The sequence below is a fragment of the Ruegeria sp. BC1 genome (genome assembly GCF_056539305.1).
The window spans coordinates 430,530-451,108 of the sequence record NZ_JBQFUT010000002.1 but is presented as its reverse complement, the minus strand read 5'-3'; the positions used below and the strand labels follow the sequence as shown (position 1 = coordinate 451,108).

The 20,579-nt window shown below is 53.9% G+C and carries 21 protein-coding genes and 1 pseudogene; 8 read left to right on the top strand and 14 right to left on the bottom strand.

The window, feature by feature from the left end; all coding sequences use genetic code 11:
- The 9 genes and pseudogenes from ACR0IY_RS07960 to ACR0IY_RS07920 form a co-directional block, all read right to left on the bottom strand.
- Window positions 1-798 carry a carbohydrate ABC transporter permease gene (locus ACR0IY_RS07960; protein WP_480671987.1) on the bottom strand — a complete coding sequence of 266 codons (798 nt, stop codon included), beginning with the start codon at window positions 796-798 and terminating at the stop codon, window positions 1-3.
- Complete coding sequence (locus tag ACR0IY_RS07955; RefSeq protein WP_480671985.1) at window positions 795-1,658, bottom strand: carbohydrate ABC transporter permease; 864 nt, start codon at window positions 1,656-1,658, stop codon at window positions 795-797. The genes ACR0IY_RS07960 and ACR0IY_RS07955 overlap by 4 nt, the downstream gene beginning before the upstream one ends.
- On the bottom strand, window positions 1,655-2,731 hold the full coding sequence (locus tag ACR0IY_RS07950; protein WP_480671983.1) for an ABC transporter ATP-binding protein: 1,077 nt from the start codon (window positions 2,729-2,731) through the stop codon (window positions 1,655-1,657). The genes ACR0IY_RS07955 and ACR0IY_RS07950 overlap by 4 nt, the downstream gene beginning before the upstream one ends.
- 1 nt (window position 2,732) lies before the next feature.
- Complete coding sequence (locus tag ACR0IY_RS07945; RefSeq protein WP_480671981.1) at window positions 2,733-3,782, bottom strand: ABC transporter ATP-binding protein; 1,050 nt, start codon at window positions 3,780-3,782, stop codon at window positions 2,733-2,735.
- An 83-nt stretch (window positions 3,783-3,865) separates the two neighbouring features.
- Window positions 3,866-5,605 carry an ABC transporter substrate-binding protein gene (locus ACR0IY_RS07940; RefSeq protein ID WP_480671979.1) on the bottom strand — a complete coding sequence of 580 codons (1,740 nt, stop codon included), beginning with the start codon at window positions 5,603-5,605 and terminating at the stop codon, window positions 3,866-3,868.
- Between the two features lie 301 nt (window positions 5,606-5,906).
- On the bottom strand, window positions 5,907-7,169 hold the full coding sequence (locus ACR0IY_RS07935; protein ID WP_480671977.1) for a TAXI family TRAP transporter solute-binding subunit: 1,263 nt from the start codon (window positions 7,167-7,169) through the stop codon (window positions 5,907-5,909).
- 108 nt (window positions 7,170-7,277) lie between these two features.
- Window positions 7,278-7,479 (bottom strand): annotated as a pseudogene (locus ACR0IY_RS07930) (transposase); the annotation flags it as partial.
- A 635-nt stretch (window positions 7,480-8,114) separates the two neighbouring features.
- Complete coding sequence (locus ACR0IY_RS07925; protein ID WP_260023730.1) at window positions 8,115-8,333, bottom strand: GDCCVxC domain-containing (seleno)protein; 219 nt, start codon at window positions 8,331-8,333, stop codon at window positions 8,115-8,117.
- Window positions 8,334-8,337: 4 nt separating this feature from the next.
- Complete coding sequence (locus ACR0IY_RS07920) at window positions 8,338-8,649, bottom strand: hypothetical protein (protein ID WP_480671975.1); 312 nt, start codon at window positions 8,647-8,649, stop codon at window positions 8,338-8,340.
- A gap of 111 nt (window positions 8,650-8,760) precedes the next feature.
- Between ACR0IY_RS07920 and ACR0IY_RS07915 the strand changes: the two genes are divergently transcribed.
- The 3 genes from ACR0IY_RS07915 (at window position 8,761) to ACR0IY_RS07905 (ending at window position 11,310) form a co-directional block, all read left to right on the top strand.
- Complete coding sequence (locus ACR0IY_RS07915) at window positions 8,761-9,159, top strand: MerR family transcriptional regulator (protein WP_480671973.1); 399 nt, start codon at window positions 8,761-8,763, stop codon at window positions 9,157-9,159.
- A gap of 103 nt (window positions 9,160-9,262) precedes the next feature.
- Window positions 9,263-10,666 carry a sensor histidine kinase gene (locus ACR0IY_RS07910; protein ID WP_480671971.1) on the top strand — a complete coding sequence of 468 codons (1,404 nt, stop codon included), beginning with the start codon at window positions 9,263-9,265 and terminating at the stop codon, window positions 10,664-10,666.
- Window positions 10,663-11,310 (top strand): response regulator, encoded by a 648-nt coding sequence (locus tag ACR0IY_RS07905; protein WP_480671969.1) that lies wholly within the window; start codon window positions 10,663-10,665, stop codon window positions 11,308-11,310. The genes ACR0IY_RS07910 and ACR0IY_RS07905 overlap by 4 nt, the downstream gene beginning before the upstream one ends.
- 74 nt (window positions 11,311-11,384) lie before the next feature.
- On the opposite strand, the gene ACR0IY_RS07900 is transcribed toward ACR0IY_RS07905, so the two are convergent.
- Together ACR0IY_RS07900 and ACR0IY_RS07895 are read right to left on the bottom strand one after the other, a co-directional pair.
- Window positions 11,385-12,194: a hypothetical protein gene (locus tag ACR0IY_RS07900; protein ID WP_480671967.1), complete on the bottom strand. Its 810-nt coding sequence runs from the start codon at window positions 12,192-12,194 to the stop codon at window positions 11,385-11,387.
- A gap of 159 nt (window positions 12,195-12,353) precedes the next feature.
- Window positions 12,354-13,235, bottom strand: coding sequence for a cation diffusion facilitator family transporter (locus tag ACR0IY_RS07895; protein ID WP_480671965.1), 882 nt, complete (start codon window positions 13,233-13,235; stop codon window positions 12,354-12,356).
- Between the two features lie 234 nt (window positions 13,236-13,469).
- Between ACR0IY_RS07895 and ACR0IY_RS07890 the strand changes: the two genes are divergently transcribed.
- The gene (locus ACR0IY_RS07890; RefSeq protein ID WP_480671963.1) at window positions 13,470-14,168 is read left to right on the top strand and encodes a hypothetical protein; all 699 of its coding nucleotides are present in this window, start codon (window positions 13,470-13,472) and stop codon (window positions 14,166-14,168) included.
- A 285-nt stretch (window positions 14,169-14,453) separates the two neighbouring features.
- On the opposite strand, the gene ACR0IY_RS07885 is transcribed toward ACR0IY_RS07890, so the two are convergent.
- Complete coding sequence (locus tag ACR0IY_RS07885) at window positions 14,454-15,353, bottom strand: LysR family transcriptional regulator (RefSeq protein ID WP_480671961.1); 900 nt, start codon at window positions 15,351-15,353, stop codon at window positions 14,454-14,456.
- A 96-nt stretch (window positions 15,354-15,449) separates the two neighbouring features.
- Between ACR0IY_RS07885 and ACR0IY_RS07880 the strand changes: the two genes are divergently transcribed.
- Together ACR0IY_RS07880 and ACR0IY_RS07875 are read left to right on the top strand one after the other, a co-directional pair.
- Window positions 15,450-16,097, top strand: coding sequence for a class I SAM-dependent methyltransferase (locus ACR0IY_RS07880; protein ID WP_480671959.1), 648 nt, complete (start codon window positions 15,450-15,452; stop codon window positions 16,095-16,097).
- Between the two features lie 54 nt (window positions 16,098-16,151).
- Window positions 16,152-16,637 carry a GNAT family N-acetyltransferase gene (locus ACR0IY_RS07875; protein ID WP_480671957.1) on the top strand — a complete coding sequence of 162 codons (486 nt, stop codon included), beginning with the start codon at window positions 16,152-16,154 and terminating at the stop codon, window positions 16,635-16,637.
- Here ACR0IY_RS07875 and ACR0IY_RS07870 read toward each other — a convergent pair.
- On the bottom strand, window positions 16,604-17,611 hold the full coding sequence (locus ACR0IY_RS07870) for an AraC family transcriptional regulator (RefSeq protein ID WP_480671955.1): 1,008 nt from the start codon (window positions 17,609-17,611) through the stop codon (window positions 16,604-16,606). The genes ACR0IY_RS07875 and ACR0IY_RS07870 overlap by 34 nt on opposite strands.
- Window positions 17,612-17,748: 137 nt before the next feature.
- Here ACR0IY_RS07870 and ACR0IY_RS07865 point away from each other — a divergent pair, with 137 nt between their 5' ends.
- Window positions 17,749-18,576, top strand: a complete 828-nt coding sequence (locus ACR0IY_RS07865; RefSeq protein WP_480671953.1) for a Rossmann-fold NAD(P)-binding domain-containing protein — start codon at window positions 17,749-17,751, stop codon at window positions 18,574-18,576.
- 28 nt (window positions 18,577-18,604) lie between these two features.
- On the top strand, window positions 18,605-19,009 hold the full coding sequence (locus ACR0IY_RS07860) for a DUF4345 domain-containing protein (protein WP_480671951.1): 405 nt from the start codon (window positions 18,605-18,607) through the stop codon (window positions 19,007-19,009).
- Window positions 19,010-19,154: 145 nt separating this feature from the next.
- Here the strand turns inward: ACR0IY_RS07860 and ACR0IY_RS07855 are convergent, their stop codons facing one another.
- Window positions 19,155-20,489 carry a tetratricopeptide repeat protein gene (locus ACR0IY_RS07855; RefSeq protein ID WP_480671949.1) on the bottom strand — a complete coding sequence of 445 codons (1,335 nt, stop codon included), beginning with the start codon at window positions 20,487-20,489 and terminating at the stop codon, window positions 19,155-19,157.
- Window positions 20,490-20,579 lie beyond the last annotated feature (90 nt).

Here is a 20,579-nt window from a genome sequence, read left to right as displayed (position 1 = left end):
TCACACGCGTCCCATCGCGAAACCGCGCGCGATGTAGTTACGGACAAACCAGATGACGATGGCGCCGGGGATGATGGTCAGCGTCCCGGCAGCGGCCAACAGGCCCAGCTCATACCCGGCGCTGGAGGCGGTGCGGGTCATTACGGCGGCGATGGGTTTGGCCTCGACCGCGGTCAGGGTTTTGGCCAGCAGCATCTCAACCCACGAGAACATGAAACAGAAGAAAGCTGCGACGCCAACACCAGCTTTGATGTTCGGCAAGAAAATCGTCACGAAGAACCGTGGAAAGGAGTAGCCGTCGACATAGGCGGTTTCGTCCAGTTCCTTCGGTATGCCGCGCATGAAACCTTCCAGAATCCACACTGCCAGTGGCACGTTGAACAGCGTATGTGCCAGCGCCACAGCCAGATGTGTATCGAACAGTCCAATGGAGGAATACAGTTGGAAGAACGGCAATGCGAAGACCGCGGCAGGGGCCATCCGGTTGGTCAGCAGCCAGAAGAACAGTTGCTTGTCGCCCAGGAACCGATAGCGCGAGAAAGCATACGCCGCGGGCAGGGCGACGCACACGGAAAGCACCGTATTCATCGTCACGTAGATGATCGAGTTGATGTAACCCCAATACCAAGTGGGATCTGTGAGGATCGTGATGTAGTTTTCCAGCGTAAAGGTCTGAGGGAACAAGGAAAAGCCTGAAAGGATCTCATTCGTGGTCTTGAAGGACATCGCGACCAGCCAATAGATCGGCAGCATCAGGAAGGCGATATAGAGGATCGGGATAAGGGAACGCTTCTTCATTGCGCGTCATCCTTTGTCATCAGAGTGTAGAAGACCCAAGAGACCAGCAGCGTGATGGCGAAATAAATTAGGCTCATCGCAGCCGCAGGACCAAGATCGAACTGTCCCAACGCGATCTTCACAAGGTCGATCGACAACAGGGTGGTTGAGTTTCCGGGACCGCCTCCTGTCAAGACGAAGGGCTCGGTATAGATGTTGAAGCTGTCCATGAAGCGCAGCAGAATTGCGATGGTCAGGACGGTTTTCATCTTTGGCAGCTGGATGTAGCGGAATACCGACCACGGGCTGGCACCGTCGATCTTGGCCGCCTGATAGTAGGCGTCGGGGATCGAAACCAGACCTGCATAACACAGGAGCACAACCAGAGACGTCCAGTGCCAGACATCCATGACGATGACTGTAATCCAGGCCGAGATTGGCTGTTGAGTCATGTCATAGTTGATGCCTAAAACGTCATTCAGGAAATACCCCAACAAGCCGATCTTGGGCAGCGTAAAGATGTTCCACATCGAGCCGACTACGTTCCACGGGATCAGCATGGGCAAAGCCATCAGCACCAGACAGACCGGCACCCAAAACCCTTTGCGTGGCATCGACAGGGCCACGATGATGCCAAGAGGCACTTCGATCAGCAAGATCAAGAAAGTAAACAGAAATTGCCGACCCAACGCGGCCTGAAACCGATCGGATCGCAAGATTTGTTCGAACCAGCCCAAGCCTTCCCAGAAAAATTGGTTGTTGCCGAAGGTTTCCTGCACCGAGTAGTTGACGACGGTCATCATCGGCACCAGTGCATTGAACGCGACCAGCGCCAGTACTGGCAGGACAAAGAACCATGCTTTTTGGTTTTCGGTTCTCATTGCGCCCGCTCCTCGGTTGCGATCCAGCCGTCGCGGTAGACGCGGGATTGTTCAGGTTTGAATTGCAGGGAGACTTGTGATCCGGGTTCGGGCACGCTGTGTTCGGTCACGGCCTTCAGGGCGGTGTTGCCGACCATCGCACTGACCACGTAGTGACGGCCAATGTCCGACACTTTGGTTACGTGCGCCGGAATGCCGGTGTCGCCGAAACCCACATATTCGGGTCGGATGCCCAGATCGGTGCGGCCTCCGTCGCCGTGGGTCGGTCCTTCCAGCATCACTTCGTGACCTTCGAACAAGGCGCGGTCGCCTTTAGCCTCACATGGCAGAACGTTCATGCCTGGGGAGCCGATGAAGTGGCCGACAAATGTGTGCTGCGGGCGTTCAAACAGTTCGACTGGGGTGCCAATCTGAACGACTTCGCCTTCCTGCATCACGACCACTTCGTCGGCGAAGGTCAGCGCCTCTGTCTGGTCATGGGTCACGTAGATCATCGTCGCTTTGACGCGCTGATGCAGCTCTTTCAGTTTGGACCGCAGTTTCCATTTCAGATGCGGATCAATCACAGTCAGAGGTTCGTCGAACATGACCGCGTTCACGTCGTCGCGGACTAGACCGCGACCCATCGAGATTTTCTGCTTGTTGTCCGGGCTGAGGCCGCTAGCACGGGTGTTGAGCATATCCGTGACGTCCAGCATTTCGGCGATTTCATCGACACGACGCTTGATTGTCGCCGGGTCCACGCCGCGGTTTTTCAACGGGAACGCCAAATTTTCACCAACAGTCATCGTGTCGTAGATCACCGGGAATTGAAACACCTGCGCGATGTTGCGCTGATCGGGGGGAAGGGCGGTCACGTCTTGACTGTCGAATAGGATTTGCCCTTCGGACGGCGTCAACAGACCCGAGATAATGTTCAGCAACGTGGACTTGCCGCAACCAGACGGGCCGAGCAGCGCATAGGCTCCGCCATCGCGCCAAGTCACGTCGATTTCCTTCAGCGCGTAGTCCTCAGGACCTTTCGGTGTAGACATATAGCTGTGTCGCAGATTTGAAAGCTTGATCTGTGCCATGTCAGGCCACCCTTTGGCCGTCTTGGCCGAAATACCGGCAGTGGGCCGGATTCATGTAGAAACTGTGATCTTCGCCGACCTGATAGGGGTGAACACCAGCTGCGAGCGAAACCCACGCTTCATCTCCATGCCGGAAATGCGCGCTGGAATCCGAACCCGACAGTTCAGTCACGATCACGCGGCCTGTGAGCTCCACATCCGCGTCGGACGTGCGGAACGGTGTCACGCGGTGCGGGCGTACAGCGACCATGTAGTCTCCGTCGGCCATATCCGTGACCGACCAGCCGCCTCCACCTGTCAGCTGCGCTTGAGCGCCGGACACGGTGATGCGTGCTACGTTGATCGGCGGGTCCGAGAAGACGCGCGCTGCCGCGATGTTCTCGGGGTTGCGGTAAATGTCGGCGGTTGGCCCGAACTGGGTGACCCGACCGTCTTCCATCAGCGCGGTGTAGCCGCCCAGCAGCAGCGCCTCCTCAGGTTCGGACGTGGCATAGACCACTACGGCTCCGCGCCCTGCAAACAAATCGGGCAATTGCTCCCGCAATTCCTCGCGCAGCTTGTAATCGAGGTTGGCCAGCGGCTCATCCAAGAACACGGCGCGGCTCTCTTTCGCAATCGCGCGGGCCAAGGCGGTACGTTGTTGCTGCCCGCCCGACAGCTCATGCGGGCGGCGGTGCAACATTGGGCGTAGCTGCAGCAAGTCGGCTGCCTCTTCCACACGACCTGCGATCTCGGATTTTGCCATCCCAGCCACACGCAGCGGCGAGGCAATGTTGTCGAAAACGGTCATATGCGGGTAGTTCACAAAGAACTGGTGCACCAAGCTGATCTGTCGCTTTTGCGTGTTCAGCTTTGTGACGTCCTGCCCATCCATAAAGACCTTGCCCGAAGCAATCGGGTCCAGCCCGGCCATCATCTTGATCAGAGAGGTCTTACCCGATCCTGTCGCGCCCAGCAGCACATTGAAATGGCCGGTTTGCAGCGTCAGGTTGGTTGGTTTGATGTGGATGACATTGCCAACCCGTTTGGTGGCATCTTGAAGTTCGATCATGTCCGTGGGTTCCGGTCCTTCAGTGCAGTGCACTGGCCTTTGGGGTGGGGATGCCTACAGCGGCACCCCCGGTTCTTACGGGCTTACTGAGACTGCCAGCGTTGAACCAGCTCGTCATAGTTGACGGTCTGGCCTTGCGGCTTTTCATTCTCAAGCTTGGCCTTCGGCGAACCCGCTTTTTCCAGCCAGAAGGCAGGATCCTGCGGTTCGTTCAGGCGTGGACCGCAGCCACCGTAGACGCCGGCGCTTTCATCTGCGGCCTGCATACGGGCCATGGTGATGTCCATCTCTTCGGCCAGACGATCCATCGCCTCTTGCGGGGTGAAGGCACCCGAGTTCACGTCCCCGATCTGCTGCCACCAGATCTGGGCCAGCTTCGGGTAATCCGGGACGTTGATGCCCGTGGGGGACCATGCCACGCGGTCAGGCGAGCGATAGAATTCAACCAGACCACCCAGTTTGGGGGCGCGTTCGGTGAAGCTCTCGTGGTTGACCGAGCTGTCGCGGATGAAGGTGAGACCCACATGGGACTTCTTCACGTCGACGGTCTTGGAGGTCACGAACTGAGCGTAGAGCCAGGCCGCCTGAGCACGATCTGAGGGCGTTGATTTCAGAAAGGTCCACGACCCCACGTCCTGATAGCCAACCTTCTGGCCTTCTTCCCAGTAGGGGCCGTGCGGGCTGGGCGCCATCCGCCACAGCGGCGTCCCTTCGTCGTCCACCGTATTGTTGCCTTCGGATTTCGGCTTCACCATGTCGGCAGTAAAGGCGGTGTACCAGAAGATCTGCTGGGCCACGTTGCCCTGGCTGAGCGCCGGCAGCGACTGGTAGAAGTCATAAGACGCTGCACCCGGAGGCGCATAGGCTCGCAGCCATTCGTCCCATTTGCGGATCGCGTAGACCGCAGCCGGACCGTTTGCAGCACCACCGCGCGACACCGAAGCGCCGACCGGGTTACAGGTGCCCGCTTCCATGCGGATGCCCCATTCGTCGACCGGTACGCCGTTCGGCTCGCCCACGTCACCAGCACCGGCCATCGACAGCCAAGCATCGGTCATGCGCCAACCCAAGTCAGGTGCGCGCTTGCCGTAATCCATGTGGCCATAGATTGTCACACCATCGACTTCCTTGACTTCATTCGTGAAGAACTCGGCGATGTCTTCGTAAGCGGACCAGTTGACCGGCACGCCAAGGTCATAGCCGTATTTTTCCTTGAATGCGGCTTTGTTGTCCTCATCATCGAACCAGTCTTTCCGGAACCAGTAAAGGTTCGCGAACTGCTGATCGGGCAGCTGATACAGCTTGCCGTCAGGACCTGTGGTAAATTGGATGCCCATGAAGTCATCCAAATCCAGCGTCGGCGATGTGGTCGCTGCCCAATCGCCTTCCATCATATCGGTCAGCGGATAAGCTAACTGCAGGCGCGAATGCGTTCCGATCAGGTCACTGTCGTTGACATATCCGTCATACAGGTTCCGCCCGGTTTGCAACTGGGTCTGAACCGCTTGAACTACTTCTCCTTCGCCGAGGATCTGGTGGTTGACCTTGATCCCTGTAATTTCCTCGAACGCCTTGGTCAGAACCTCGGATTCATAGGAATGCGTCGGGATGCCCTCGGACAGTACATTGATTTCCATGCCCGAGTAAGGTTGTGCAGCTTCGATGAACCACTTCATTTCGGACAACTGTTCGTCCTTAGCCAAGGTCGATGGCTGGAATTCGTCGTCGATCCAACGTTGTGCTGCGGCTTCGTCGGCCCAAGCAGAACCGTGCCCCGCAATGACGGCTGCTGCCGCCACGGCGGAAAGTAGATGTCTCCGCATCTGTCTCCTCCCAAAGATTATGTGATCCGATGTAAACCGGATGGCAAGCAGCATCGGTGATAATCGCCGTCACTGTCAAACTAAAATTTTAGTAATTAAGGTGTGTCCAATTAAGCAATTGATAAAGCTATGGATTTCAGATCCTTGGGGTGTTGGAAGTTGAGGGTTTGATCAATCAGTTGCTATCCATAGGTGCTGAAACCATCGCAAAAACACCTAATTTTTAAAATAGCTAAAACACTACAGAGATTTTCATGTCGAACATAGTAGTTACGTCTCCAGTCGGCGACCTGGAATGCCCTTATTCTGCAGATCGACGACGCGCAATCTCCTGTCGGATTAGATCTATGTGCATTCGCGCGTCGTACGCTCCCTGGCGATACGCGAGCGGTAGATTGAGATTTGCAAGAGTAGTGTCCACTTCTTCAATGTGTTTTGCGACTGCCTCAACCTCGGTTATGGTTTTGGCCTGACTAAGTTCCACTTCGAGTGCAGAGATGCGCTGATAAAAACGCCAGACTCGGCGCTTTTGAAACCACACGTAGCCGGATGGGACGACCCGCAGAAATGGAGCCAAGAACAATAGTGGCAATAGCAATAGCAACACGCTACCAAACTGTGCTGCAATCCAATAGGGGAAGAGACCATGCAAAAAGTTTGGTCCAGAGTTAATCAGTTCTCTGGCGATTTTGTTTAGTGGAACAGGTGGCGAAGCCGTGTTTGGGTACTCACGCGCGCTTTGAAGTATATTTGGTTCGCTATGAATGCTCTTTGCCGCATTCACCAACCTATCGGCTACCGCTGGGTGCAGATCGGCTGCAGCTATCAATGAAGCTCTCAACGCCAAGATCTTAACGTCCTCAGGCGGTCTTGGAGGATCTAGAGTGATCGAACCAGCTGGTACAGTTACCGAATTTGCGCCTGGAAGTTTCAATGCAAGTGCATCAACCAAAGCCATAGGGATGAAAACAATCTCTGGATCAAATATTGCATCCATTAGGTAAGGGGCATCAAGAGGAGCGACAAACAACGCTACATCCGCTTGGTTGGCATACAACGCCTCTATTGCGTCATGGCCACCGGAATCAATGAGGGTTATGCCAACGTTTTGCAACTCTGCGGCCTCAATCAGTGCTATAGCGGCGGCGCGAGTGCCAGATGCCTTGGCTCCTGCAGCTAACCGTATGTCCCCCCATTCCCCTGCGTTAGGTCCGACGGAACTGTACTTTCCTCGGAACACCACCATTGGCTCCAGAAAAATGGCGCCCAACGATTGCAAACTTTCGTCCTGCGGCAGTTTGAGGCCGCCTTGAACAAATGCGGCATCCACTTCGCCGGAAGTAAGTTTCAGAATGTTTTCAACGGAACCCTCAGTTTCAATTAATTCCACCTGAATACCATCACGTGCAAGTTCTGCTTTGTAGAGTTGCCCAACCTGCCAATATCCGCCACCATCTATCCCGGCAGCCAGCTTAATACTGTCGGGTGGTTTCAACCCAAAAATCAGAAAAGCCACCAAGCCGACGAATAGAATGGGGAATAGAATGAAAAGAAGTACACGCATTAATTCTCACATTCGATTGACTGGATTTGATGGTCTAATCTCATCTAACAGCCATTTTCTCGTCAACGAGGAACTGATCGCAACGGGCGTCGCTGTTAGGGTAAGGACTCATGGCCAATAAATGACGATAGCGGCAAGGGCGAAGGCTGATAGGAAAACCTTGGGGCAGCTATCGTATCGGGTTGCAACGCGCCGCCAATCCTTCAGCCTGCCGAACATGATCTCGATCCGGATGCGGCGTTAGTAGCGGCGCTCTGTCGTATTTTACCGCTTTCTTCCGCTGTTTCTGGCCGGGGATGCAGGCGCCGATAACTCGGCTTTCCGCATTCTCGACAAAACCACTTCTTCACTGTATTCGAAGCGCCATACGATTTTATATGCTGTGCTCACGCACTCCGCTTTGCGACGGTGAAATCTACCGCCTAATTTTCCAAGACCTGCTGTGCAGCCGCGATAGCGCTCTGCCGCCCGCTCACCAAATTTACTGTCCGTAAGCATCGTAACAACAGCGCGATAGCCGTACATCTCTCTTGATACACATTCCACGACAGTTTCCTCGCTCCAATCCTGAAATTCAACGCATTCTGAGTGTATGAAGGATCTCACATTATCTGGGATAGGTATCGATGGGTCTGGCCACGCTAAGCCCTGAAATACATCCGAGTATCCCGTTGAGGTAAGGGACAGGTAAAGCAGTGTGGATATGGCCAACTTCCTCATTTAAAATCCTCCCCAGCTTTCAGTAATGTAGCATGAAATGTCGGCTATGTCCGCACTGCGGTCATTGATGCGCTACGCAGAGAAAGACTGCTTTGAGCCCACTTTGACCGATGCTGCGCGATGCCCCAATTACAGAAATGCGCGGAAACCAGACTTTGCAAACTTTGGTGGACGAGCCAACACGGACAATCAACATCTTTCTCGGATGTCGCGGTTGCGGCCCGCTTATCCACAACAGCAGTCACCTAACTGAATTGGCGGGCACGGGACAGTTGCGTAGGAACAAAAAACACAGCAATCGCCTTCTAAAGGCTTCAAAACTGACTTGCATGATTTGCATTCATAAAACCACTGGCACGAGTCAGTTGGCATTTTCTCGATTTCAACGTGCCCACACCGAGGGCAGGTCAAAGTGCTATCCAGCACCACAGTTTGTTTTGTCATTGTCTCACATCGGCATGATTAGATAATCGTTGATTTGAGCCTCATTGAACACGATGACCCATGCCAGCGCGGTGATCGCCGTGCTTCCGACAAGCCACCATTTCAGATTTGCCAACGTCCCGTTTCGATGCGCTACGAACCACGAAACCGCGATCAGCGCTGTTGAGATGGCGAGAACATAGTAGCTTGCTGCCGCTATTTTTCCGAATATCGCCAACCAACTGCCACCAAAGCCGAGCAACATCATGGCCATTGGAAGAACACAGCATGTCGCAACCCCCAGAGCGGAAACCGATCCCAGGTAGCTGAGGGTCAAATACTTCTTCTTCTTTCGCTCCCTGGGTACTCGATTTGAATGTGTTGAGGCACCGGCATTCAGAGCGTATAACTCCTGTAGTAACTACAGGATCAAGCGGAGGTACTTCACATGATTGCGATAGGTGAGGCTTCCCGGCAAAGCGGGGTTGGAATAGAAACCATCCGCTACTATGAACGCGAAGGTATAGTGCCAAGGCCCGCACGAGCTCAGAATAATCGCCGCCTCTATTCAGCGAGCGATGTTGGAAGACTTCGATTTTTAAAGAAATGCCGCGACCTGGGGTTTCCTCTCTCAGACGCAAAAGCGCTTTTGGAGCTGTCAGAAGGAAGTGCCGAAGAATGTCGATCTGTGAAAGAATTGGCCGAGGCACACATTGCCAGCGTTCGAAGCAAAATTGATGAGCTCAGACGTCTGGAGCGCGCCTTGAGTGAGCTTACGGCCAATTGTGATAGCGGAAACGTTCAATGCCCGATGCTGCAAAGACTGAGAACGATGGATGATATCTGACTCTGGCCGCCGGGCGGAATCAAAAGGTCTGAGATTTGGCCAGATCGCGTCAGACCAAGGTCTGTGGTGCGGTAACAGATTGTAGTTCATATTCGATTTCACGATGAGAGTGAAAGTAGCTGACCTGACGATTGGCAATTGGTCGTTGTCGCGAGTGTTTCTTGCGGCCAGCATCGTTGTGATGGGCACTGCTACTGCAATCGTCGGGGTGTGGGTGTCAAATCGAATCCAGAATGCAGTCGTGCAAAACTCCGCTAACTCTGCGGCTCTATATATGGAAAGCGTAGTATCCCCGCTCAGCCAGGAATTAGCACATGGCGACCGCCTTTCAGAGCAGGCGAGCCTGGCGTTGGACGAGATTTTTATGACCCAGCCAATGCGTGACCGCATCGTCTCCTACAAATTCTGGAAGCAAGGCGGTGTGATTGCGCATGCCTCGGATACAGACATCATTGGAATCCGTTTCAATCCAACGGATGACTTAAGGCGGGCGTGGAGCGGTGATATCTCCGGCTCTTTCGAAGAGCTTGATCATGCCGAGAGCGCCGCCGAGGCGGCATTGGGGATACCACTACTTGAAGTTTACAGCCCTATCCGCGAACTTTGGTCCGGCGAAATCATCGCAGTTGCGGAGTTCTACGAAAGAGCTGATCAGCTTGAGTTGGACTTAGCCAAGGCTAGGCGAACAAGTTGGTTGGTCGTCGGTTCCGCATTTCTGGCAAGTACGATTGTACTGTATTCCATCGTCGCTATTGGCGACAAAACTATTCGACGACAGGGGTCTCTTCTTGAACAACGCCTGACCGAAAGTGAGAGGATGGCTGAGCAGAATGCCCTGCTGCGGTCGCGTGTGGTCGAGGCGTCAGAAAGATATGCCACGCAAACAGATCGGTTCCTCAAGAAACTCGGTGCCGAACTGCATGATGGTCCTGCGCAATACCTGTCGCTCGCCGCCCTTAGACTGGAGGCGGCGTTTTCCAAAGAGTCCGAAAGGCCTAAAGAGGCAGAGGAAATTCAGCAGTCTTTGCAAAAATCTCTGGCTGAAATTCGTGCAATATCGCGAGGGTTGTCCGCGCCAGATATCGACAGCCTGTCACTCGTCGATGTCGTGAAGAGAGCCGTAGAGGATCACGCCGAACACAGCCCGTTACGGCCGGATATTTCATTCCTGGGTTGCCGGGCCCCAGAGTTGTCATTGTCCGACAAGCTGTGCGTTTTTCGATTCCTCCAGGAAACGCTTTCCAATGCCGCTAGATATGCTCCAGCTTCCAAGTGCACTGTTATCTCTGAGGCGCAGAACGACCGCATAGTTGTAAAGGTCAAAGACGACGGGCCTGGATTTGACAGGTCAGAAGAAACCGCGTTGCGAGACGATGGTGGCCAGGGGTTAATGGGCTTGCGAGATCGGGTCGAGAGTATTGGTGGGCGGTTCGAAGTCGCATCGAGACCGGGCGAAGGCACCACCATTGCTATGACACTATTTCCCAGAAAGTTAGGCACATCATGACTACGTCTGTCGTAATAGCTGATGATCACCCGATATTCAGGGATGGTTTGCAACGAACGTTGGATGAAGCTGATGGTTTTGAAGTTTTGGCCGCTGGGTCCAACGCTGAAGAGGCAGTGTCGCTGGTCGGCACGCATCAGCCGGACATAGCTATTCTTGACCTCTCTATGCCCGGTGGCGGGATAAGCGCGACACGTAAAATTGCTGCAATGGAAAATCCACCCGTCATTGCAATTTTGACGGTCTCAGAGAACAGCAGCGATGTCGCGGACGCATTGGAGGCGGGCGCGATTGGGTACATTGTGAAGGGAGTAACCGCGAGCGAACTAACCGCTTCCTTACACAGCATTGCCGCAGGTGAAGGGTTCGTTTCTCCGGGCTTGGCCTCGCGAGTATTGCTTCAAATCAACGCCGACACCGGCATGTCTATTAACAGCAGCATTCTCGATGACCTTACGCATCGTGAGGAAGAGATACTTAGACTTGTGGCCAAAGGATTGAGTAATCGTGAAATCGCTGATGAGTTAGACCTTCAGGAAAAGACCGTGAAGCACTACATGACGGCAATCCTGTCCAAGCTTCATGCGCGAAATCGGGTAGAGGCCGCGCTTATTGCGCATGATGTTTGGAACAAGGGAGATTAACAGCGGTCTCTTTAACGACGAAGGCGGCCCTCTCAATGAGAAGCCGCCTACGGATTATCGCCTGGTGTTGCTGTTCAGTTGGTAACCGACTGTAACCTCCGGCGATCAGAGGCCGTTGCGTTTCTCTCGACAACAGTCCGGTTGTACGGGTCTTTCAACTCGTAGCGCCCAAACTCGATCTCCTCTTTCCAACCATTGGCATAGTTCACTTCGATATTGTTGCCTTGGCGTTCGATTTTCGTGGGCCGACTTCCAGCAGTGCCGCCTTGCCCAGCAGAACGCACGCTGTCGATTGAGATACCATTCGCCAAAGACCGAAGCCTTGAGACGTCCGCACCGGTCGCAGGGCGCTCCTCAACAGTTCGGTTTTGCGCGTTCTTTCTCTCATACCGCCCGTTTTCGATCTCCTCCTTGGTTCCGTCGGCGTAACGCACTTCAATCCCGTTAGCGTTTGTTTCGACCTTTGTTATCCCAGCCGAACCCGACGGCTTGCCCCCTGCTTGAGACCGATCCTTCTTTCCGCCACCTTCATTGGAACGTTTGGAGTCATCATCATCATCGTCATCGTCATCGTCATCGTCGTCGCGACCACTTTTTCCTGACCCCGAATTGTCATCACGGTCATCATCTCTGTCGTCGTCGCGATCATCATCCCGGTCATCGTCTCGGCCGCTGCTACCAGACCCTGAGTTGTCGTCTCGGTCATCATCTCGGTCGTCGCGACCATCCCCGTCGCTTCCCCTGCCGCTCTTGGCAAAGGCATATGGCGGATCAAAGTGCAGGCGACCATCGGCATCGAACACTGGCACATATGGTGTCGCCGCGATGAACGAAGCCAACGCCGCAGTACTAAGAAGTTGACCCAGCTTTCTTTGAATTTTCATTTTTGCCTCCAATTCTGAGCATCACGCTTCGTGACGTTGGAGACAGGTTACTTCTGGTTCGACTTTCCCACATCGGGCTTAGGTCTGACGAATTTCAAGCCGAACGTCTTAGCCAGATCAGTCAAACCAATAGAGTTTTTGCTGAGCCATGTGACCAGTTTAGTGTGATCTGACCCCGTCACCCTTCAACTCGTCATCAGGTTCGAGGTGAATGACAAAGACGGAACCGGGATACAAACGATCCAATTCTTCCTCGATGTCATTGCATATATCATGCGCTGCACTGACTGGCATGGTGCCGTCCACAACAAGATGAAACTCCACGAAGATGACATTTGCGGATCTGCGCCCTTTGAGGTCGTGGTACTCTAAGGCTGTGCCGAGATTTGCTTCGATTGCGTTGGAAACAGTCTGCAAGTCATGGTCCGAAAGTGTCACATCCATCAGGCCATCGACGGACGACCGAATAACTTTCCAGCCCTCCCACAAGATGTTCAGTGCAACAAGAATTGCCAGGATCGGATCGAGGATCAGCCAGCCGGTGACAAGTGCGAGTATCAGACCTGCGATGACACCAACTGAGGTCATGACATCTGTGAAAATGTGCCGGGAGCTTGCCTCCAATGCAGGCGAACCCTCGCGCCTGCCAATTTTGAGCAATAGGTGAGCCCATGCGCCATTCACACCCGTTGCAATAACATTGACGACGATTCCAAGCAGCGGTGCATCCTCAAGATGCGGGTTTGGGAGTGCCAGCACAGCTTCTCTGATGATCAAGAACGCCGCCAGCACAATCAGTACGCCCTCGACGACGGCAGAAAGATACTCGGCTTTTTTGTGACCAAAGGGGTGGTTTTCATCAGGGGGCTTGTTTGCAACCCGAACTGCGAAGTATGCCAGCAACGCCGCAACGACATTCACGGTAGATTCCATTGCGTCCGACAACAACGCCACCGAGCCTGTCAGACACCAAGCCAACAGTTTTAGGGCCAGTACCGCAATGGATATCGGAATGGACCAAAGAGCGATTTTTTGTGTCATTCCGTCACGACCCTTAGTCAATCGTTACAAATGATCCTGGGAACAGGTGAGCGACCGTACTTAACACGTAAGATAGGAGTTGGGTAATAATGAATAGGGCCACAGGGTCGGTCATGCACGACCGGCTGTAGTGAATGGCTCCAGCACCATAGTGTCATACATCCGTTACTTGGATGGACCTGATCGTCACATATAGCTAGCATCTGTGATCAAACAGCACGAAGGGAGACACACATGTCGAAGTTCACCAACAGAAAAACTGCTCATGGGGTTGTTGCACTCGTAATCTGCTGTATCGCGGCGACTGCACACGCGCAATCGGCAGGCGAGGAGATGTCGTTTTTCATCACTAGTGTGGGCAAGGGGGACGGTGCAAATCTAGGCGGGCTCGAAGGCGCCGATGCTCATTGCAATGCGCTTGCTTCCGCGACCGGTTCTACCAAGACTTTTGCGGCCTATCTGAGCACCTCAATGTCCATTGATCGCAGCACCGACCCGATGACAATCACCAATGGCGTTTCTGCCCGCGACCGGATCGGATCGGGTCCGTGGTACAATGCCAATGGAGAGCTCATCGCCAACAATGTTGATGACCTACACAGTGACGGCGTGAATATCAATCTACAGACCGCGCTCGACGAGAATGGTAACCCTGTCAATGGGCGTGGCAGTCAGCCAAACAAACATGACATTCTGACCGGCTCCGATTCTGCGGGTTACTTCTCGACGGCAGGTGGTGACACGACATGCAGCAACTGGACTTCGAACAGCGAGGACGGATCTGCAATTGTCGGGCATCATGACCGTATCGGTCTCAATGATGCTCGAAATATGCTGTCCTGGAACTCATCGCACGGCTCGCGCGGTTGCGGAGAGGAACATCTGCCACGTTCTGGCGGGGCGGGCCTGTTTTATTGCTTCGCAACTGACTAATCGGGCAACATTGGTACGCGTGTCGCCCGCATTGAACCTGATATTGCCAAGTCAGTTTGGGGGATCGCGTTCTGGAAGTGGTTTTTGGGCGGAAATAGTCTAAATTCCGCTCTGTTGCGCGTTTACTAAACTGCAAAACTTGGTTGAAAAGGTCCGCTTTGGGCTGAGACCGGTCCTCAACAACCATTGAGCCTACGGCAACTTTGTCCGCTGCGCAGTCATTTCACGAATGACCGAACCGAGCCCGAAGCAGACTCCAGTTCACGACACCAGACCAACTCACGTTCAACAATATGTCCGCGAGCCGAGATGGTCTGCAAGCTGATCAAAAACCAACCTGATCCTTCGCGCTGTTTGTAACTCAGAGTGTGTGGCCAACCAGATAGGAAATTTGAATGGTTCGCGTTCGGGCAGAACACGCTCCACACCGGGTGTAAGGGCCGCCACATCGTCTGACATAACACTAATGCCGAAGCCTTGGCGCACAAGCTCCCATGACACTATCCCGCTCTGCGATCCAATCCGAAAATTCTTGCGGGTTACTTCGATGTCAGCCGAATTGAGAAATCTAATCATCGTGTTAACATCGCCAAAGCCGACGAAGTCCAACTTAGCAAGTTCGTCTTCATTTCGTGGTCGCCCAACCTGTTCGAGGTATGAAGGGGCAGCGTAAAAATGTGCCGTCGCTTCTGCCACGAGCTTTGCAATCAGGTCCGGCTGTGTCGGGCGCACATGCCGAATTGCGATATCTGCCTCGCGTCGCTGTATGTCTCGTATGTCATTTGCTGCGACAACGTCGATCTCAAGCCGCGGTGCCGCGAGCCTGATCTGTTTGAGAATAGGCGGTAGCTGATAGGCTGACATCACGTCGGAAGCAGTGATCCTGACTTGCCCTTCAACTGCTTGTGACTGGCTTGTTGCGGTCAGAGAAATTCTGTTCGCGACATTTGCCATTTCACTGACATGCACTAAAAGCTCAGCACCGGCTGTTGTCAGATTAAGCGACTTGCCAACCCTTTCAAACAAGGTGACGCCAAGCGCCTGTTCCAGCGCGGCGACCTGACGACCGACGGTTGGCTGGGTCTGCTCAAGCACGCGCGCCGCAGCGGAAAACGAGCCTTCTTCTGCCGTTGCAAGAAAGGACCGAGCCTGGTTCCAATCGAAATTGATAGCCTCCCAATTCATGCATTAATGCATAACAGTTCTGCAATATATGGCAATTTAATAAATCGGCGTTTTAAGATATTGGCTGCGGTGACACCAAAGGAAAAGAGAAACGATATGGCTGCATTGTCCAAAGATGCTGCATTTTGGAGCAAGATTTCGCGCAAATATGCGGCTGACCCTATCCGAGATATGGAAGGGTATCTGAACACGCTCGAACGTACAAAGTCCTACCTGAAAGCCGAAGACAGCGTGCTGGAAATCGGGTGTGGGACGGGGTCAACCGCGTTGCTACTGGCACCACATGTGGCTCAAGTCACTGCCTCCGATCTCGCACCGGGGATGATCGAAATCGCCAACGAGAAACTCGCTGAAGAAGAGCTGGAGAATGTAACGTTCAAAGTGGCCGAGGTTCTGCAGCACGATCCTAACGATGGTTCTTACGACGCTGTCCTCGCACATAATCTACTGCACCTTGTACCCGATATGGGCCATGCACTCGAACACATTGCGACCCTTACAAAACCCGGTGGGGTATTCATTTCCAAGACCGTTTGCGCTCCAGAGAGTGGAGGGTTCAAATATGGCATAATCAGCCGAATAGCGATCCCGATTATGCAGGTGCTCGGGAAAGCTCCGTTCGTAAAATTTGTATCCGTAGCTGAACTCCAGCACGCCATTGAACTTGCGGGCTTCGTTATCGTCGAGACAGCGGATCAAGCCGGGTTATTGCCGAGCCGGTACATTGTCGCGAGAAGGCTGTGAAACAGTATTCGCGCCATAATTACTTTGCATGCAAGCGACAGCTCGGGCAATCAAATGAGTATAATGATGAAACATGGGATTTCATTTGCACGCCTTTCGGAAATCGATCCGAATGACATTGCGGTTCATATGTCCGACCCCCGGGTAGCAGAGCATATGCCGCTTTTGACGTTCAAATGGAATGTTGACGTCGCAAGAGAGTTTATCGCCAAGAAGGAAGGCTACTGGGCACGGGACGGTCTTGGACATTGGGCGTTTTTGTCAGGCGGTCGGTATGTTGGTTGGGGGGGCTTTCAAAAAGAAGATGACGAGTGGGATTTTGGGTTGGTTTTGCGGCCCGACGCCTTTGGCCTTGGGAAACGGATTTCCAAAATGGCAATCGACTTTGCGATTGCTGATAAACGAATCCCCTTTGTCACGTTTCTGCTGCCACCAAGTAGAAAAAATCTGGGTGCGCTCCGGAAACTCGGTGCCAAACACATCGGCGAGATCGAATGCGAAGACGCTCAGTTTCTCAAGTTTCGCCTGGATACGGAGTGAACTCCGTTCTTCCTGATTTTTCCCGGTGGTGCGCCAAATACCCGTTTGAAGGCTTTGTTGAACGCAGGCTCTGACAAGTATCCGATGTCAGCGGCAATCTGCGAGATAGGTTGATCGGTGGACACCAACCTTTCGCTGGCCAGGTGCATACGCCACGTTGCAAGATACTGGATTGCTGGAACGCCTACCAACTCAGTAAACCGTGCCGCGAAAGCGGATCTGGACATACCGGCAACCTCCGCGAGAGACTCGACTGTCCAAGCCGCAGCAGGCGTACGGTGAATTGCGACTATCGTGCGTCCGATCTGCGGGTCTCGCGCAGCTTTTAACCAGCCGCGATCTGCATCGGGTGCGCTGTTCAGCCAACGACGAATGGCCTCAATGACAACCACATCGGCCAGTCGCGTGATCACGGTTTCGCCGCCCGGTCTCAAATCCCGCGCCTCTTTTGCGATGAATTGCAAAGTTGCCTGTAACCAGCTTCCGGCGTCCTCCTCCCACGGGTCGATTTTGAGTACATCCGGAAGCAAGCGCATCAACATATCACTGGCGGCGTGATCTATTCGGACCAAGCCGTACATGATGCCCGTCTCCGCGCCGCCGCCGCCGTATTCTAGTGTTTCATAAAGCTCGGTTAACTTGCGAATGGGCAACTCCTCCAGCGTCAAAAGCGGCGTGTCTTCTGAGCTAAAGAAACCGACCGGTGCTCCGTTGGTCATCAAGACCAGATCGCCTTTTTCGACCTCGAACGGGTCATCGTCGCCGACCTTCATCAAGCACCGCCCGTGTGTGATGACCGCAAAGCTCAGTACGCCGGGAAATCCCGGTATCGATACGCCCCATGGTGCAGTCATGCGAGACTGGCAATAGAATGTACCTGTCAATTTCAGCAAATGGAGGATTTCCCCCAGCGGATCGCCGGTCGGCTGTGCCAGTGCATCTGGGTCAGGGACATGCGGTTCAACCTTGTTCATGTAGGGACCTTGGCTGAAATTTAGCTCTTCGTCCATCTACTTTGGACGATCGAATAAGAATATCGGATTTTGAAGAATAGAACATCTCTATTGATTGCCTAATTTCGGGCCATCAAGTGAACTCATGGAGATGACCAATGATACAGCAAACCATTCTTGTACTTGGCGCAACAGGCAAAACCGGATCACGGATCGCGACACGTCTGGAAGAAAAAGGGCAGGCAGTCCGGCGCGCATCGCGGAACAGTGAAACCCCATTTGACTGGGAACAACCGCAGACCTGGCCCGCAATCCTGGAAGGCGTCTCGTCTGCCTATATTTCTTATTTTCCTGACATCGCTTTTCCAGGCGCGCTTGAGCAAGTCGAAGCCTTCACAGCATTGGCTCGTGAAAAGGGATTACAGCGTCTTGTGCTGCTGACCGGGCGTGGCGAGTTTCATGCGGAGCGAGCGGAAGTGGTTGTACGCGATGCCGGAGTTCCGTTCACTATCGTTCGTGCAGCATGGTTTGCACAAAACTTCTCTGAAGGGGCATTGCTTGGTCCGGTCATGGCAGGTGTCTTGCCGATGCCCGCCGGCGATGTACGCGAACCAATCATCGACGTGGACGACATCGCCGATGTTGCCGTAGCTGCTTTAACAGAAGAAGGACACGACGGCGAACTGTACGAGGTCACCGGCCCCCGTCTAATGACGTTTGCAGACATGGCCGCAGAGCTTTCGCGCGCCATGGGCAGGACTGTGCAATACCTGCCAATTTCATTCGAAGACTTCCACGTGGAAATCGCGCATGCGAATGGCGAGATGATTGCTGATGTGATCACCGACATTGCGCGCGAAACGCTTGACGGGCGCAACGCGAACCTCGCGGACGGGGTCCAGCGTGCGCTTGGACGCGCGCCACGCGACTTCGCCGACTTCGCAAACAAAGCTGAAATGTCTGGCGCGTGGACCAAAGCCGCTTGAGCCAGGCCAAAGGACATTGGAGACAAACATGAAACTTGAACTTAGAGGCAGACTTTTCTTGGGCATGTCCGGATTAACTGCATTCGCCATAGGTTTGGCCATCACTCTGGACCCACAGTCTTTCTACGCCAACTACGGCATCGTACTCTCGCCGCAGCCAAACCTGATGAGTGAGTTGCGTGCACCTGCTGCCAATCTCGCGGTACTTGGCCTGATCATTTTGTGCGGAGCATTTTACCAAAAGTTGGTCAAGGCCTCAGCCTTGCTTGGGGCTACGGTTTTCTCAGCTTTCGCCGTGGGCAGGACAATCAGTTTCGTCCTCGATGGTTGGCCATCCGAAAACATTCTTGCCGCATTTGCGATAGAGGTTTTGCTTGCGGTGTTGTGTTTGTGGGTTGTCGGTGGAAATGCGAAATCTGCAGCGCCGGCCTAAGACGGCTTTGTCCGCAAAGCAGTCGTTCATGTCGAATGCACCGAATGACCTCACCGAGCCCAAAGTGCCGAATGCTGCAGTCTGCGCCGACGACGGTTATGCGCAGAAAGTAGACTTTGCGTCGACAACCATGCGACGCGTTTCATCAGTATTTGATCAGAGTATCCAATATCGCTTCCCGCGTTGCGTCATCATTTTGGAAAATCCTGCCAGCGAGAAACTCAGAAGGAAACTCCGGCCATGTCTTGCGCATTTCAGTGACCAGTCGTTGTGCTTCTTCGGCATGTCCCAACTGATCGTGCGCAACGGCCTGAAATAGGAGCGAAGGAGCACTTACGGGCGCACCAGCAGCGGGCGCGCCTTGAAAAGCTTGGACAACCTTTTCGTAATTCCCGAGCATAAGCTGTGATACACCCCAAATATTTCGTGCGCCAAAGCGGCCTGATCCTGACCTGGGTCTTTCTGGATTGCTAACCTCGGCCGCAACATCTGGAGCGCCCGCCATGATGGCGGTAATGCCAACAATATCCAGAATATGACCATCCTTCGGTTCAAGTTCAGCGGACAATCTTGCGTATTTCATAGCCTCGGCTGGGTTATTTTGGGTGGCCAGTACCCAACCATTCGCACCGTTTGCCCAGGCATCGGTTGGAGATAAATCAAGCGCTCTCCCCGACATCTCCGAAGCTTGAATAAAGAGGTCATCTCTTCGCGCCTTGTCAGGGGACAGCATGGCCAAAGTCGCCAGGACTTGTGCCGATCCGGCATAACCATCGGAGAGTGCTGGGTCGAGCTCGGTGGCATGCTGAAACATTCCCAGTGCTATTTGCTGGCGTTTGACGTCAAAAACCGGGAAAAACATGCCTCGGGCTTGATCCGCAAGATTAGCCGCCTGAAGCCGTGTCAAAGATTGCTCGCCAAGCGCAGTTCGCTCAGCCTGTTCGATGGATTGAGTTGTGGGCAAAACATCCGTGTTTTCCCGGCTCAACCAGATACCGAGCACAGCGATTACAGCAAGGACACCCAGCCCAACTGGCATAAGTGGCAGCGAAGGCCGACCCCCACCCGCCTCATCCCTGTTCCACACACTTGATGTGCGGTTTTCAATTGCAGGTTCGTATGAAAACCGCGGCTTGTAACCGCCAGGGTCAACAAAAATGCGAACACCCTCGCCGTCCCATTGATCTTCGTAAAACTCACGCAACAACCGACGTAGCCGCCTGGCTTCGACGCGAACGAGATTTTGACTGCCAGTGCCATCAATGCGTCGCCCATAGACCTCGACAGCGATAGCTTTGCCTCGAATCTGAGGACCGCGACCCGCGATTGCTTCCTCGACTACGTATGTAAGAAACTGCTGGAGACGGGGCGAAGCTTGAAACTCGTCGCTCGATACAACGCGCTCGAGCGCTTCCCGGACAAGATCCGGCGACGGCTGCACAACATGTTGATCTATCGGCAAATCATTGGCTTTGTTCAAGGCAAACTCACCCCCAACTCACGGTGACTCACTTGGCCTTCGCGGTCAACCACACTCATCTCGATGTGAGAATAGATAGTGGGAACCGGG